We start from the raw sequence: 15,563 nt of genomic DNA on the forward strand, positions 1-15,563 counted from the left end.
TTTTTTACTCGAACTTTCTATCTAATTTTGTTATATTTTTTACGCATAATAAACTTATAATTGATATTGATAAAATCATACTTATTTCTCCCATGAAATGTGAATGATCAAAAATATATCCAATCACGAAAAATACTACTGTACTAAATACTAAAGATATAAATGATACTATAGAGATATATGTGCTTCGGTTATCATCATCAATATATATATGCTTATACTCATTTGTAATCTGCGTTTTTAATGGGATACACATATATATAATTATAATTGAAATTGCAATTATAATTATATTCTCAATAAATAATGATAGCATCAACAACGATTGTAATATAGGCAGTATAACTAATAGATAACGTCGTTTAAAAAATTTTATAATATTTTGGCTATATCTTTGAACTAAAAATTGAAATACTACATATCCAAAATTAATATAGACAATATAATTTAAGGGAAACCCATTTAATAATAAGATAATTTGATATATTGTTGGAAAAAAGAATTGGAATCGTCCAATACCTTCATATATACCTATTGAAATTGTCTCTGAACTTTGCAAAAAAACCTTAAGGGCATTGCCTATTGTTAATGTATTACTCATACTTTCTTTTCTATTAGTTGAAGTTTCTTTGATCATTAATCCCATTACTAGAGCAAATAATCGAATAACAAAAGTAACAATTAGTAGTAATGTATAATTTTCTCCATAAAAAGTTGTTATTATAACTAACAGAATACTTGATGTCAAAGTTGCTAGAAAAGAAAATTCGTAAAATTTTGATAATGATTTATTAAATTTACTAACATCAGCATTTACAATGTCTTTAAGTAAAGACTCATTATTTCCGGAAGCAAGACTCCATCCCAATCCTTCTAAAAAATAGGCAATTAAAACCATGTAAAAATTTCTAAATATAATTAAAATCAATAATGAAATAATAAAGGTAAGTATTGAATACAACATAACTTTTTTTCTAGAAATTAGATCACCAAGATGTCCTGTTGGAATTTCTAGTATTCCTATAAATAATGGCAAACATAAATTGATAACTGTAATTTGCATACTAGAAAAACCAAGGCTATTTAAATAAGCAACTTCTACAGGAAAATATAATGATATACTTATAAAAAAATTAACTAAATACATTTTCTTAACTGAAGTTAATTTAGAAATCATATTCTTCTGCCTTCTCCTCTACTGTTCTTAAAATTTCTTCTGGGTTACATGTAATTATATTGTCATACTGATCTAAAATAGTATCTCTCTTTTGTGGAACTATTGTGAAGTCAGCCATTTTAAACAAAGATAAGTCATTCTCACCATCACCTGCAACAATAATAATATATCCATCATCAATTAAATATTTCAATGCACTACCCTTATCTATTTTTAAAGGTTGAATTTCTAAATTATATTTAAACGACGTTGTTATTGATATATCACAGATATTTTCTAAAGCTTGTTTCATTTCCATTAATTTATGAACATCTGAATCTATAATTTCAATTTTTAAAATATTTAATCCAGAACTATCAATATTAAAAATTTCTCTTGAATTTGCATAAATTAATTTATAGTATATTTTTGCTTCTTCTACTATATCTTCAAAAGAGCCCTGCTTTGTTTCACCTAATTTTAATAATCTAGTATTTCTGTCTTTTGTACCTCGAACAATATTTCCTTTATCAGTATACAACATATATAAAACATCTACTTTTTCTAAATATTGTATAATCCTTTCACATTTCTCATTATCCAAATAATTTTTATTTAGTATGTTACTCTCTTCATCATATATCTCTGAACCATTACAACAAATAGCACTATATTTAAATTCAATATCTCCTAAAACATCATTCAACTTCTTATAATCACGGCCTGTTGCAAAACAAATCTGAATTCCTTTACTATATAATTCTTTCAAAATTTTTTTTGAAGTTCTCGATAATTCATTACCATCAGATATCAATGTACCATCAATATCTGAAACAAAAATTATCTTCTTTTTCATATTACTCTCACATTCCTTTCTTTCCATATTTCAACAATCTAAATTTTTTTTGTGGAAGAGATATTTTCCCACACAACTTGATTTGTATTGATTTTTTTTAACTGTTTTAACACTCTTTTTTGTAATAAGCGATAAATCAATATATTTAAATTCATTTTAATTGGTTTTTGTAATTCTTTTGAAAAACTAAATTCCCATTTACATTTACTTTTAAAATAATCTTCATATTGACAACCAAAATACTTATAAGAATTATCAACACCTATCAAAATTCTGATTTGCTGCTGCTTCCATTCATGATAAGTTTTACATGGTTTAAAGTATGCATAATCATCCTTAATAATATTTGTTGAGTATGTTGTGATATTGTTATCATATAAATATTTTAGAAAATAATTACCAATATATCCATCATCTGCAACGTTCTCATCTGCAGGATAACTTTCAAAATCTTTTTTATAAAAAGTCAACGCTCCACCCATGGCAAAAGGTGAATTTGCAGCATTTTCTAAATAAGGAATAGATATTATCCTTTGAAATAAATTATAATTATTTTGTTTCATTTTAAAATTCGGTCCAACAATAACTGGAATATTGTATAATACTCTATATCGAATTAAACATTCGATATTTGATTGTATAGTACTGTAAGAAATATCAATATCATCATCAATAAAATAGCAAATATCATCTTGATCACAACATTTTAGAATAGCATTTAATGCATTATTTTTACCTTTTACCTTTGTATTTAATAACTCAATTTCAATCGTATCAAAAATCTCTTTTAATTGATCAATGATTATAGGTATATTTTTAAAATTTTGTTCTCCATTGCTTGAAACTATTATTTTTTTATTATATTTATGTAATTTAGAAATTTCATTAAGTAATACTTTCAAATTTTTATAAAGAAAATCGAGACTATTATAAGTAGTAATTCCAAATACTATTTTATTCATATTTGCCTCCTCTCCATAATAACTGTAATGAAGTAGCTACTGCAAAAAATGCTGCAATTAAAATTGGATATATTAAACTATTCGTAAAGTAATATACAATCAATGAAATTAGCGCACCTATAATATGCCCTAAATCTTCAATATAATTAATATGACTATTTGATATATAACAATTAACATTAAGATAGTTTTTTAAAATATATACAGTACCACCAAAAAAACCAGTTATAATCCAAAATACACTTGCCCAAAATGAACTATTATGAAAAATTCCTAATAGTATTAATGTTAGTGCTAATAAAAAATGTGCAATAATAGCATTATTTATATTCATATTACTATTTAATATTTTTTGTGTAGAAGTATAAGTAATCCATCCTAATACAAAAATCAATATTGCCAATATTTTAGGCATATTAAAATCTAATAATAACACAAAAACAATATAGCAATAGCTAAAATAATGTAACTGATGTGTTAACATTATCAAATCGCTATTACTTATCTTTAAATTTATTTGGTTTTCAATAGCAATTTCGTCATATTTAATAAGAAGCATTATAATTGAGAAAACAAAAATAAATAATATCAGCTTATAATTAATAAAAAATATATTTGCAAAGCCTAATATTCGAAAACATCGTTTTAACGTTGTATTGGATCTACTTTTAAAAACATCTCTTGTCATTTGTAAATTCCAGGATATTATAAATGCTAAGGTGATTAGCTTAAATGCTAAGCTTTCTATAAAAAAAATACTAATAAGTACAAGAATATTTACCATTAATCCTAATTTTTTTATATTAAAGTTCCTTATAATATTTCCAAATTGATATGCACAACCTATACCTATTAAAACAGGTATAGGTAAATTATTTTTATAAGCATAGTAAACTATTCCAAACTCGATAATCCCTGATAAAAAACTTTGAAAGTAAAAGAATATCATATCTAACATAAGCTATTTCTCCAACTTACATTTATCAAAAATCATACATGTGTTACAAGAATTTTTCCAATATAGTGCATTTTTAGAATTTAAAATTTCCTCTAACGACTGCTTAGCAATATTACCTAGTTTAAACTTATCATTATCAATTTTAGCCTTTTCACCTAATGCCCAAAAACAACTAATTACATTACCATCAGGTAAAATACCAATCGATTTTTTTACAGCTCGACACTCTAATGTATATTTTTCATGATTTGGTAATAAATATTGAAAATGAACATCAATAGATGATTTGCTTGTAATTCTTTTTATATAATCTACTACTTCACAATATTCTAAATGAGTTGGTGTAATTGATTGAAATTTTCTTCCTCTACCAGATGGGAAGAAACGCAAAATACTCCATTCTTTAACATTATTTTTTTCTAACCAGTGAAATAATTCATCTATTATTAATTTACTCATATTTTCCTTAGTTATCACAGTTTGTGCACCTGTAATAACATCATATTTACTCAATTCAGCTAATGCATGTGCAGCATATTCATGGTAACCATTCGGTCTCGATTCATAAAATTCATATGGTCTGCAATCTAATGTAATTTCTACATCATGTACTAATTTAGCTAGTCTTTTAATTAACTCATCATCTAAAAATGCCCCTGAGATACTTACACCTATATTATTGCGTCCTAACTTTCTTGAGGCATATTCAATTAACATAAAATTTTCAGGATTAGTAAATAATTCTCCGCCAGAAAAATCTACTCGTACATTATGCTTAGCTAACTTATCAATAATACCAATTTTATCTTTTAGACATAACTCATTTTCATGAGTTTCATTTAAAAGCTTCTTACCTGTATATACTGCATCAACACAACAAAACTTACAATTCCAACAACAAGCTCGTGTTACATTCCAAATAATACTTATTCTATTTTCATCCATAATTATACCTCTAAACAATTTTTTCCCATTGAAATCTATCATTACCAAAATGTCCATATCCAGCCGTTTCAGCATAAATAGGCTTTTTTAGATCTAATTCCTTAATAATATTGCTAACATTAAAAGAGAAGTTTTCTTTAATATAATTGTTAATTATATCCAAAGATACTTTTTCAGTATTAAATGTTTCAACCATAATCGATAGTGGATCAGATAATCCAATAGCATATGAAACTTGTATTTCACACTTACTCGCAAATCCGTGTGCAACTACATTCTTAGCTACATATCTACAATAATATGCTGCACTACGATCAACCTTACTAGGATCTTTAGATGAAAAACATCCACCACCAATTCTAGCGTAGCCACCATATGTATCACAAATTATCTTTCGACCTGTTGTACCACTATCTCCATATGGTCCTCCTAAAACAAATGAACCACTAGGATTAAATAATATTTTCGTATTTTTATCGATTAAATTCTTATCAATTACTGATTCAATTACTTCATGCAATAATAAATCAGAAAAATCTTTAACATCAACATTTTTACTGTGCTGAGTAGAAATCACTATTGTATCAACCCTTATCGGTTTATCATTATGATACTCTATGGTAACCTGTGTTTTACCATCTACACCTAAAAAATCATACTTATGTTGTATATCACTCAAACGTTTTGCCAACTTATTTGCATAATAAATTGGCATAGGCATATACTCATCGGTTTCATTACAAGCATATCCAAACATAATTCCTTGATCGCCCGCACCAATTTCACCATCTGAATGTGTTACCGCATTATTAATTTCTGGTGATTGCTCATCAACATCTACACTTATAATAAATTCTTCATCATATCCTATTTTTTTTAATGCTGTATTTACAATCTCAGTATAATTTAATTTTGCTTTTGTTTTAGCTTCTCCAAAAATCCAAATTTTATTATTCTTAATAGATGTTTCAACAGCCATTTTACTATCTTCATCATTTGATAGTGCCATATCTAAAATACTATCAGAAATAAAATCACACATCTTATCAGGATGTCCTAATGTAACACTTTCTGATGTAAAATACCATCTTCTCATTACCATAACCTCCAATTGATTTTTTTCGTCTAGACATTTATGATTTTAATATTAATAACAAAAAATACTACAAATATGTCATAAACGACTCTAATTAGTCATAAAAAAATGATTCATCTATGATGATGAATCACTTCAATTCATTAATTATGCAATTTAATAGAAAATTCTTTTATTAAAAATAGCACTAAATTTATAAAAGTAGCCGAAAATATCAAAATTTGAAGATTAGGCAGTAATTGATTCCATATAGATATGACAATCATTAAATAAAATAATGAAATGATTCTACACTTTTTATTTAATGATTGTTTAAATATAATTATTAAAATATATGCAAGAAAAAATATACACATATAGTCAAGCATAAAATATATATTAATTTTATGAATGAATAAAATAGTTATAAAAAATATGATTGAAAATGATATTATGCATGTATAGGCATTTTTACAATGATAACCACCTATTAATGTTCTTAAGGGGACAAAAAACACTAAGAAAAATAGTCCTGTCCATATATGATTTAAATATATTTGTGATATTAGTAATGCAGATAATATTGTTATAAAATTTAACAAGATGACTTTAAATCCATAAATATAAGCTTCTTTTGTATACTCAGAATCATTTATTATATCATTAATAGCATCCTTAATTCCTTTATACATGATTTTCTAGGTCCTCTCGATCAATAGATATAATAATTGAACAATAATTAGCTGTCGTTATTAAACGTACTTTCCCATTTAACTGTCTGATATAATTTGATACTTGTTTCGATAATTCTAATTCTTTAGTATTGCACAGTTGACTTATTAATTTTATCACAACAAATTGATTTTTTTCGTTAATTGAGATTTCAATATCACAAGAATATATGCTAATTTGGTGAAATAAATCAATTAACTCTAAAAGTAATTTCACAAAATTCATCTGATCATAAAATGGATCTTTAGAAATAAATATACTTATCTTAAAATTTCTACCTTCCATCCATAACTCATTAAGTTTAGAACATATAACAGTATCAAAATATGGATTATCAGTAATAAATATAGCAGAATATTTAGATAAATTTTTAATATAATTATTGGCAATTTTCTTTATATTGTTATCCATTGTTTGATTTTTTATTTGAAGTAAAATATACATAAGTTTATGTTCCATATCTATTACTTCATATTTCAAAAATTGCAATTTTTCATATGTATCTTGATTAATAATATTTTTTTGAGATTCTAACATATAGTTTAATTTTAACTTTTCTTCTTTATGAATTTTGTATGATAACTCCATTGAAAAGAAAGCAATTCCACTTAATAAAATCATGATAATGATAATTATTGTAGTTGATAATGAATAAATCATTCCATAACCCAAAGTAAATAAGGAAATTACTACTATAATCTCAATCAATATCAATGGCCACCATTCTTTTAACTGTAATTCAATATTAGCTTTTAGTAAGCATCTTGTAACAACAAATGACACTAGAACTAATATCACCTTTGACAAAATAATGGTATATACAAAAACATTATAATTATCAGCAATATTAAATATCTCAATAGAAAAAATGCAAGAACTAATGCTTAGTGCAATAAAATTTGAAAAAATAATTAAGAAAATTCCTAACAATACACATAATATATGTTTAAATGTAATTCTTTCTTCGAAAAATCTTAATAGAATGAGTTCAATCAAGAATATTACTCCTAATAATATATATTCACTAATTGAATTTGATTTATCAAGTAGTGTTGTGGCTAATCCAGAAAATGAAGTTCCAAATATGACAAACATAGATTTATTTTTAACAGTAAAATATTTTGCTAAAAAACAATTCAAGACAAAATCTTCAAAAAAATTAATAAAAATATTAAATATCATATAATAAATTCTCCTTGTACTCATCTAACACTGTTGTCTTATATTTTCGACCAATCGGTAAAATTATATTTCCTTCTAAACATATATCATTCTTTCTAATTTCTAATACTTTATTAATATTGATAACATAAGATTTATGAATTTGTGTGAATTTAACTTGATCAAATTTTTTTAGCAATGATTGAAAATTGGAACGAAACTCATATGTATTATTAATAGTATGTAATATAACATTATGTCCTAATGACTCAGCATATATTATTTCACTAACCTTTAGAGAAGTTTTTCGCCCCTTATATTCAAATATAATAGTTTCAAGACGTCTTTTAAAAATTTTTTTTATAATAATGGTTAAAACTTCCATATCCTTTAATAAATTATTCTTTCTTATAAAATAAGTTGGCTGAACTGCCAATGCTCTATGAACTAATCCTACTCTATTAGATACAAAAATTACTACAGCATTTTCATTTCTTTCTTTAATGTTAGTTGCAATTCTCAGTCCATTAACATAGTTATTACTTAAATCTATATCTAAAAAAATAATATCATAATCCGAAAGTGATTTAATGCTAGTGAAATTTTCATTGATAATATCAACAGTATATTCCTTAAACGTAGTTTGCATAAGAAGCTCTACTTGTGGAACAAATTGTTTTATAAAAAAATTATCATCATCAATAATCAGTACTTTCATAAATTTCCCATCAACTCCCCACTATATTCTAATAAATAGTAAAAAGAAATCAAGATAAAAACTATCTTGATCCATCTTTTTTGAGTTTTGGCTTTTTTGGTTCATACATTCCCATTAATGACATTGTATCATGTGAATATAATGTAGCACTAAGTGCTAATCGCATGATAACCTTTAACAATACATTCATATTTTATCTCCTTTCTAAATATTTCGCAAAAACGTAAGGAATATTTTCCTAATGAAATCAATGTTTCTATCAAACATTGTAAAACAAACAACTTACCTTTAGATGAGTTTTTAACAATAACTACCCTATATTAACGTAATAAACATTAATCATATAAACAAATGAGTTACCTGCTTAGATTAATCCATATTCATAATTCCAGAAAGTTATTTTTTTATACTCTTAAAATCAACTATAAACATATCATATAATCAAAGTGTTTTACAAACAGATATAGCTTTTTTATCCACTATTGGCAAGTCAATAGACGAAATAGGTACCCAAAATAATATTAAGCAAGACACAGTCCATATAACCAGCTAAAGCATGTAATACATTCTATTAAGTAATAACCACTAATCAATCATAATAATTATGAAAAATACATCAGTAAATTACATTAATATTTTAATATCACAAATACTAATATTTATAATAATGGTTTTATAATTGGATAACAATATTTATCAATATAAAATATAATTTTCACAAAACAAACAGATTGTAATATGGTCTACTATGTTTATGCAAAAAGAAGATTATTAGGTTCCCCTATCCCAATTATTTATTTTACATATTTTTTTTTTACTAATTAACTATTTTGTCATAAACGCACCAAAATTGTCATGAACGTATAAAAAATGATTCGTTAAGTTATATTACAGAAAATAAAAACTAATTTTTGTTAAATAATATTTGTGTTTTTTAACAATTTCTTAATTAACTAGAATAATCGAACTTTATAAAAAGCCATAATCGAATATTTAAAAACGCTAGCAATGTTATAAATTCTTTTATTAATAACTAATTAAATATATCTACACTTATCAAGTTTTAAATTTTCAAAATAATTTATACCTTTATATAATCCATATAATTATTCAATATTACATTTTAAATACTACGTTTTTTTGTAGATGACTTCCCTTTTTATACATTTGTATTATTTTTAATTACCCAACACATAATATTTTTCTTATTACATCATTAATATCTTTAATTAGAGTATCATGATTAAATGAATATTACTTAATATTTACATCAATACTGATAATACAAACATATTACTAAAAAATACATTCAATCAAGCGATTAATAACTAACTTTGATATTTTTACAGCAACCAGGAATTTTCATATTAAAATAACTTAGAAATTTTAATAGATAATATTAAAACAACCATCTTGCTCTTTTTCAGATATAAATTTTGTAATATTTTTAGGAACATCTACATCAAATGATATAGTTTTTGAAATAACTTCAGAAAATAAAATAGTTTTTATTACTATCTTTTATGATTATTTCCAAACTTCCTTTTTCCGTTCTATATCAATATTCAGTTTTAGTATTTGTTTCATTCATATTATTCATCTCTGTTCTCCATAAATAAGAATAGTTCACTGTTCATATCTTAGAATGCTTATATAAAATCCATTCTAATCTTAAAGAATTTCTATAATTGTTAATAAGTTTAACTGCCATTATTATAAAAAGAATTAAAAAAGTGAAACTTAATAAAATATCACTTATCTATACTTTTTCTTCCATGATTACCACAGATTCCCTTTTCATTGTTATAATTTGATATTGATATATAAATGTGTGCACTAATAGAAACAACCCAAACCAATATGGAATGGGTTGTTAATCGATGAGATTTTTAAATATTTCCTTTGTCTACTTGACTAGGGATATATCAATGGCAACCGTCTTTTATATTATCTCACTCAAAATTTCTTTCCTTTATTATTGTAATTACTGTAAAAAGTATATCACCAACCGTAATAGAAACCAAAATTTTCATTAATATCATAGTCTGATTTTTATGTCATTCAAAAAATTTTGTATCGAATATCAATGATATAGATAATATCTAAAAAACTTCATTAATTTGTTAATAATTACCTCCCCTAACTATTAAACAATAGAAATATGAAGTAAAAGGACCACTTTAGGAGCTAAAAGTACATTTAATTATCAATAAGTATCAGTTATAATGTGCCTTGCTTATAGTAATCTAAAACTTTATCTGATAAAAGCCATTAACGTAGAAGGGAATACTGTTATTGACATCGGACATGAGCTGAATTTCTTTACTGTACAAAGTTGAGGGGGAATTCAGATGCTCACTATCTGCGTCTATTCATGTCGGTTTAGTTGTCAACATTATCTTATTAAAATTTCATATCTACAGGTAATTCAGTGTTATTGGATTGAATATTCATTTAATGTATATAATTATATCTCTTTTAACTATGAAGAAATTGATAGATTGTTTTCATACTATTCTGTTAATTTCTTCTTTTTTTATGTTCGTCCACCTCCCTTTCTTTGAAATCAATTCAAAGAAAGGAGAAACAAAATGGATATATTTGATTATAAAGGAAGAGATTTTAAAGAAATAAAAATAGACAATAACGAAAAAAATATTTTATTAGAATCAGAAAAACATTTATTGAAGTGACGAAAGAAGTTTATAAAATATATAAAGCAGATTACATGAGAACATATAGATTATTAAAACGAAAAGAAGATTATTTACATATTAATTATGAAGAAAATCGTACTATAGATAAAGATAAGCATGTTTTAGATATGGATAAATACTATATCGATCAAATCGATAAAACAGAATCTATACAAAGTCTATTTAAAGCTATCGAACATTTAGACAAAGAGCAGCACTTTATCATTTATTCTATATATTTTAAAGAAGAAACGGAAGCATCAGTTGCTAAAAAATTAAACATATCTCAACAAGCAGTGAACTGGAAGAAGAAAAAAATTCTTCTTTTTTTAAAAAATCATTTGTTAAACTCGTCAAACAGTAACGAATCCTAGTGAGAAGGCAATTCTCAGAAAGGAGGCCATCTAACATGGCAAAAACAAAAGTATTATTGCTTGTTAAAGCAAATCCATCACCATTTGCAAAGGAGGTTCTTCAGTATCAAGAAGAATTGATCAGGGAAAGCATTGATTTATCCAAAGTAACCCTGTGTGGGACTTATCGTTTTATAGGAAAGGAGCTGAATTATAATTCATTTAAAGAATCATGCATTATTCAAAAAATCAGAGCTGGTTCGATAGATCAGATACTAGTGACTTCAAAAAACGTTATTTCATCTGATAAATCGGCATGTAATGATTTCGAGTATTTCTGCAATTATTATGATGTATCACTTGTAGAAATATCTCCCCTATTTGAGTTGATTGATGAAATTAATAAAATCACGAGGTAAATAATCATGAGCTATAACTACAAAAATGAATATAAGAAATGGTTCACCTGGAAAGAAAAAGAAGAAGAGCTATTAAAAGAATTAAATGTACCAGAGAAAATTATTAAAGAACTTAGAGAATATGATTATGAACAGTTCAAGGCTGAAAGAAGATATAAAACTCGCCATCTTCTTTTTGATGATAACTTTTTCATGAATCGACCTATCTACAATAAAAAACAGTATTCTTCATTTAATGATTTGCTGGATGATATTGAAAATGAAGCTCTATATGAACATCTAAAAAATACTGATGAAGTGATACTGCAGATTATTATGCTAAAGATACAAGGATATTCCATCAAAGAAATATCTAAGATAATTGGTCTTACAACACATCAAATATACAAAAAAATAAAAAAATTAAAAAAGTTTTTATAAAAGTGGTGAAAAACAGGTTCTCAAAACGCATATATAGTGAGGGGGTAATTCATTACTCCTCAATATTGAGTTCTTTGAAAACCGAATAACATCTATTGGATACGTTCCCATCTTATGAGCTATTCATTGGATACGCCATGACCAATATGGAAAGCAATAAAGATTTTTATTATAGTATTCTTAACCTAGCGAGCGATAAATATCTCGATGTAAAAATGACTGGCAATCATTTAGCGATGAAATAAGATGAGAGATCATGATACTCTTGCACTGCAGTTGTGTGAGATACCACACGAAGATGAAATTTCTGTGAAAGATATTAGCCAGATCTTGTCCAATAGGATGCCCTTTAGTTTTCGGGTTATCAGGGATAAATAGAAAACCAAGATTCATATAAAAACATAACAAACCAGACTTTTTCAGTCTGGTTTTACATAAGGAGGTCCTTATTTTGAAAATCAAACGTGGTCAAGTATATTTAGCAGATATAAAAGATGCACAAGGCTCTGAACAAGGTGGAATTAGGCCTGTTCTTGTTGTCCAAAACAACAGAGGTAATAAATATAGTCCTACTATTATTATTGCCTGCATAACAAGTAAAGCACATACAAAGCATCACTTACCAACACATTACTATATACCAGAATCTATAGGATTAAAATATCCTTCAATTGTAATGATGGAACAAATAAGAGTCATTGATAAATCAAGAATTATTAAATATATAGGAAGTGTATCTCCTAAATTTATGAATATTTTGGATAAAAAAATTATGATTAGTCTTGGCATTCAACAAAAAAAAGCAAGTGTATAAAATTCAATTTTGCACATTAGAAATTTTAAATTATTTAAATTAAGATTTAGAAGAAGACGGAAATTATACAACAAAAAAATTATCTAGAAACTCCAAAGTTTACAGGTAGAAATGTACCTATTGAAGAAATTGCTAAAGCTACTGGAAAATCACCTTGTTTTCTTAGAGAAGCATTAAAGCAAGGAATTATGCACTTTGGCTACGCATTTCGAAAAGATGGAGCAAAAAACTATTCCTTTTATTGTCCAGACAAACTTGTGTGGGAAGAATTGGGTTATTTTAGAGAAAATACGGAGGTAAATTATTTATGGTTCAAAGAAAAATAGAAAGACTTTCTAAAGGTTTTGGCGGTATTGTCTTTATAAAAGGTAATCGTTCAAAACCCTATGTTGTACGTATTAAGATTGGTACAACAATTAATGAAGAAAAAGGAACAGCATACCCAAAATACAAATTCATTGGATATGCTAAAACTAGAAAAGATGGTATCATGATGCTTCAGAATTATCATGATAACCCCTATAACTTTGAAAATCACTATACATTTGTAGACGCAAAGAATGACTGGCATACAGCAACTTATTCATTAGATGAATTTCGTATTAAATGTAAAGGTGTTGTATTTGCTGTACCAACAAAGAGTTCCAGCTAATCAAACTGGAACTCTTATACTTTTATTTTCAATTTTAGCATTTTCTTACATATGTTGTCCCTAGAATCATTCCAAGGAAAGCTAGTATAACTGGATTAAAGAAGAAATAACCTAGCAATGAACCACATATCAATCCAATAAACATACCTTTACTGACTTTGTCTGTTATTCCATATAGTCTAACTATTTTTACTACATAGAAAAGCATTGCAAGAATAATTAAAACTGTAATTATAATCTGCATTTCATGACATAGAAATCTACTCATCTTGCTTTCTCTCCATATATGCTAAGATTTCACGGTATGTTTGAATATTATTGTTTCGTTTTTGTTTGTTTAAACGAATGGAATAGAATATCATAACTCCTGCAATGACAACCCATAAAGCAATACCTACTAGCTCTAAATAAAGAAATAGAGGTATAGCTGATAAAAAAGTTACTATCATCAGAACTGTAAAAATAACCGTGTCTCGTTTAAATTTTCTGACATCATCTTGTACTACTTGTTTTTTCATTTCTATTACATCTCCTTTTACTAGAATATCCAAAGAGATATTAAATAGATCGCATAGCATAATTAAACTATTCAAGTCTGGGTAGTTTTTTCCACGTTCCCAATTCGAAACTGTCTGTCGAGTTACATATATTTTTTCTGCCAGTTCTTCCTGGGTAAGTTTAATACTTTGTCTGTACTTTTTAATTTGATTACCAACTTCCATCTTTAATATCCCTCCTACTCATATCCTATATGAAGAGTTGAAATCATTCTATCAAAGATGTTTTACATCCCTATTTATGCGTGCAAAATTTATTTTACATTCATTAAATTCAAGCATTTCCACAAATATTATATATCTTCATGATGTCCTTAATAATTATATTCTAAAGTAAACATACACTATTAGACTAAAAAAGTTTTAGGGTAGGGAATAATTACATAGTTAGTTCCCATCATAATAATCATCCAGTATCCTTGCTAGTTCTTTTGGGTTTTCTTCATTTACAACATGTCCAGTTTCTTTAATTATTCTCAGTTCTGAACCTTTGATGTTTTCTGATAAGAAATGAGTTGACTTCATATTAGCTTTATCCTTTTCTCCACAAATGATTAATGTTGGACAGTTGATAACTTGTACATTATTACTAAAGTCTAATTCTTGCATAGTATTTCCCAAAATAAATGTATCTTTCTTATTGAAAGCCATTCCCTTAAATGTTGATTTTGGTAAATAATCTAAAAATAATATTTTGAATACGAAACATAAATTTTGGTACTTTATACGGTGTTCCAATAAGGACTAATGACTTTACTTTACCAGGGTATTCTATGGCGTAGTTCAAAGCTAATATTCCACCTAATGAAAGTCCACACAAATCAATTTCTCCTTCAATCTTATTACAATAGTCGATAAATGAAGAATATAGATTAGAATAGCTTGCTTCTTTCCCATTAAGAATTGATGATAAATCTGGACATAATATATCTTCGTTATAATGCATATTCTTAACCACTTCATTCCAGCTGCTAGATTTATGCCCTGAACCATGAATAAATACTTTTGTCATTTTTCTCCCTCCTTCTTACCAAATACATACCTCAAGTATGTATATTTCCATTTGAAATTGCCTTATCAAAAGGCAAT

Annotated in this window: 19 protein-coding genes; 6 read left to right on the forward strand and 13 right to left on the reverse strand. The window is 26.0% G+C overall.

Annotated features, from left to right (window positions below):
- Positions 1-4: 4 nt before the first annotated feature.
- The 7 genes from KEC48_RS07660 to KEC48_RS07695 form a co-directional block, all read right to left on the reverse strand.
- Entirely contained in the window at positions 5-1,177 is a 1,173-nt protein-coding gene (locus tag KEC48_RS07660; RefSeq protein WP_211965215.1) for an MFS transporter, read from the reverse strand.
- A complete protein-coding gene (locus tag KEC48_RS07665; RefSeq protein WP_211965216.1) occupies positions 1,167-2,012 on the reverse strand; it encodes a Cof-type HAD-IIB family hydrolase in 846 nt (281 codons plus the stop codon). Before KEC48_RS07665 ends, KEC48_RS07660 begins: the two co-directional genes overlap by 11 nt.
- Positions 2,013-2,050: 38 nt before the next feature.
- Complete coding sequence (locus KEC48_RS07670; RefSeq protein WP_211965217.1) at positions 2,051-2,974, reverse strand: glycosyltransferase; 924 nt, start codon at positions 2,972-2,974, stop codon at positions 2,051-2,053.
- On the reverse strand, positions 2,967-3,932 hold the full coding sequence (locus tag KEC48_RS07675; protein WP_211965219.1) for a hypothetical protein: 966 nt from the start codon (positions 3,930-3,932) through the stop codon (positions 2,967-2,969). The genes KEC48_RS07670 and KEC48_RS07675 overlap by 8 nt, the downstream gene beginning before the upstream one ends.
- Positions 3,933-3,935: 3 nt before the next feature.
- Complete coding sequence (locus tag KEC48_RS07680; RefSeq protein WP_211965221.1) at positions 3,936-4,877, reverse strand: radical SAM protein; 942 nt, start codon at positions 4,875-4,877, stop codon at positions 3,936-3,938.
- 10 nt (positions 4,878-4,887) lie between these two features.
- The gene (gene metK, locus KEC48_RS07685) at positions 4,888-5,973 is read right to left on the reverse strand and encodes a methionine adenosyltransferase (protein WP_211965223.1); all 1,086 of its coding nucleotides are present in this window, start codon (positions 5,971-5,973) and stop codon (positions 4,888-4,890) included.
- A 663-nt stretch (positions 5,974-6,636) separates the two neighbouring features.
- Positions 6,637-7,467 carry a hypothetical protein gene (locus tag KEC48_RS07695; protein ID WP_211965227.1) on the reverse strand — a complete coding sequence of 277 codons (831 nt, stop codon included), beginning with the start codon at positions 7,465-7,467 and terminating at the stop codon, positions 6,637-6,639.
- A 97-nt stretch (positions 7,468-7,564) separates the two neighbouring features.
- Here KEC48_RS07695 and KEC48_RS07700 point away from each other — a divergent pair, with 97 nt between their 5' ends.
- On the forward strand, positions 7,565-7,870 hold the full coding sequence (locus KEC48_RS07700) for a hypothetical protein (protein ID WP_211965229.1): 306 nt from the start codon (positions 7,565-7,567) through the stop codon (positions 7,868-7,870).
- Here KEC48_RS07700 and KEC48_RS07705 read toward each other — a convergent pair.
- Both KEC48_RS07705 and KEC48_RS16340 read right to left on the reverse strand, forming a co-directional pair.
- On the reverse strand, positions 7,856-8,563 hold the full coding sequence (locus KEC48_RS07705) for a LytTR family DNA-binding domain-containing protein (RefSeq protein ID WP_211965231.1): 708 nt from the start codon (positions 8,561-8,563) through the stop codon (positions 7,856-7,858). The genes KEC48_RS07700 and KEC48_RS07705 overlap by 15 nt on opposite strands.
- Positions 8,564-8,624: 61 nt before the next feature.
- Positions 8,625-8,753, reverse strand: coding sequence for a hypothetical protein (locus KEC48_RS16340; protein WP_283092223.1), 129 nt, complete (start codon positions 8,751-8,753; stop codon positions 8,625-8,627).
- 2,499 nt (positions 8,754-11,252) lie between these two features.
- Here KEC48_RS16340 and KEC48_RS07710 point away from each other — a divergent pair.
- From KEC48_RS07710 to KEC48_RS07730, 5 genes are all read left to right on the forward strand, one after another.
- Entirely contained in the window at positions 11,253-11,633 is a 381-nt protein-coding gene (locus KEC48_RS07710) for a sigma-70 family RNA polymerase sigma factor (protein WP_211965232.1), read from the forward strand.
- Between the two features lie 35 nt (positions 11,634-11,668).
- The gene (locus KEC48_RS07715) at positions 11,669-12,031 is read left to right on the forward strand and encodes a hypothetical protein (protein ID WP_211965233.1); all 363 of its coding nucleotides are present in this window, start codon (positions 11,669-11,671) and stop codon (positions 12,029-12,031) included.
- A 6-nt stretch (positions 12,032-12,037) separates the two neighbouring features.
- Entirely contained in the window at positions 12,038-12,451 is a 414-nt protein-coding gene (locus tag KEC48_RS07720; protein ID WP_211965234.1) for a helix-turn-helix domain-containing protein, read from the forward strand.
- A gap of 451 nt (positions 12,452-12,902) precedes the next feature.
- On the forward strand, positions 12,903-13,265 hold the full coding sequence (locus KEC48_RS07725; protein WP_249191420.1) for a type II toxin-antitoxin system PemK/MazF family toxin: 363 nt from the start codon (positions 12,903-12,905) through the stop codon (positions 13,263-13,265).
- Between the two features lie 307 nt (positions 13,266-13,572).
- Entirely contained in the window at positions 13,573-13,917 is a 345-nt protein-coding gene (locus KEC48_RS07730; protein WP_211965235.1) for a hypothetical protein, read from the forward strand.
- 34 nt (positions 13,918-13,951) lie between these two features.
- On the opposite strand, the gene KEC48_RS07735 is transcribed toward KEC48_RS07730, so the two are convergent.
- The 4 genes from KEC48_RS07735 to KEC48_RS16185 all read right to left on the reverse strand — a co-directional run bounded on the left by KEC48_RS07735 (position 13,952) and on the right by KEC48_RS16185 (position 15,486).
- Positions 13,952-14,185 (reverse strand): hypothetical protein, encoded by a 234-nt coding sequence (locus tag KEC48_RS07735; protein WP_211965236.1) that lies wholly within the window; start codon positions 14,183-14,185, stop codon positions 13,952-13,954.
- Entirely contained in the window at positions 14,178-14,639 is a 462-nt protein-coding gene (locus KEC48_RS07740) for a helix-turn-helix transcriptional regulator (RefSeq protein ID WP_211965237.1), read from the reverse strand. Before KEC48_RS07740 ends, KEC48_RS07735 begins: the two co-directional genes overlap by 8 nt.
- A gap of 222 nt (positions 14,640-14,861) precedes the next feature.
- Entirely contained in the window at positions 14,862-15,083 is a 222-nt protein-coding gene (locus tag KEC48_RS16180; RefSeq protein WP_249191421.1) for an alpha/beta hydrolase, read from the reverse strand.
- A gap of 46 nt (positions 15,084-15,129) precedes the next feature.
- On the reverse strand, positions 15,130-15,486 hold the full coding sequence (locus tag KEC48_RS16185; RefSeq protein WP_249191422.1) for an alpha/beta hydrolase: 357 nt from the start codon (positions 15,484-15,486) through the stop codon (positions 15,130-15,132).
- Positions 15,487-15,563: the final 77 nt, after the last annotated feature.

Source organism: Clostridium sp. C1, from assembly GCF_018223625.1.
Classification (GTDB): Bacteria; Bacillota_I; Bacilli_A; order Erysipelotrichales; family Coprobacillaceae; genus Allocoprobacillus.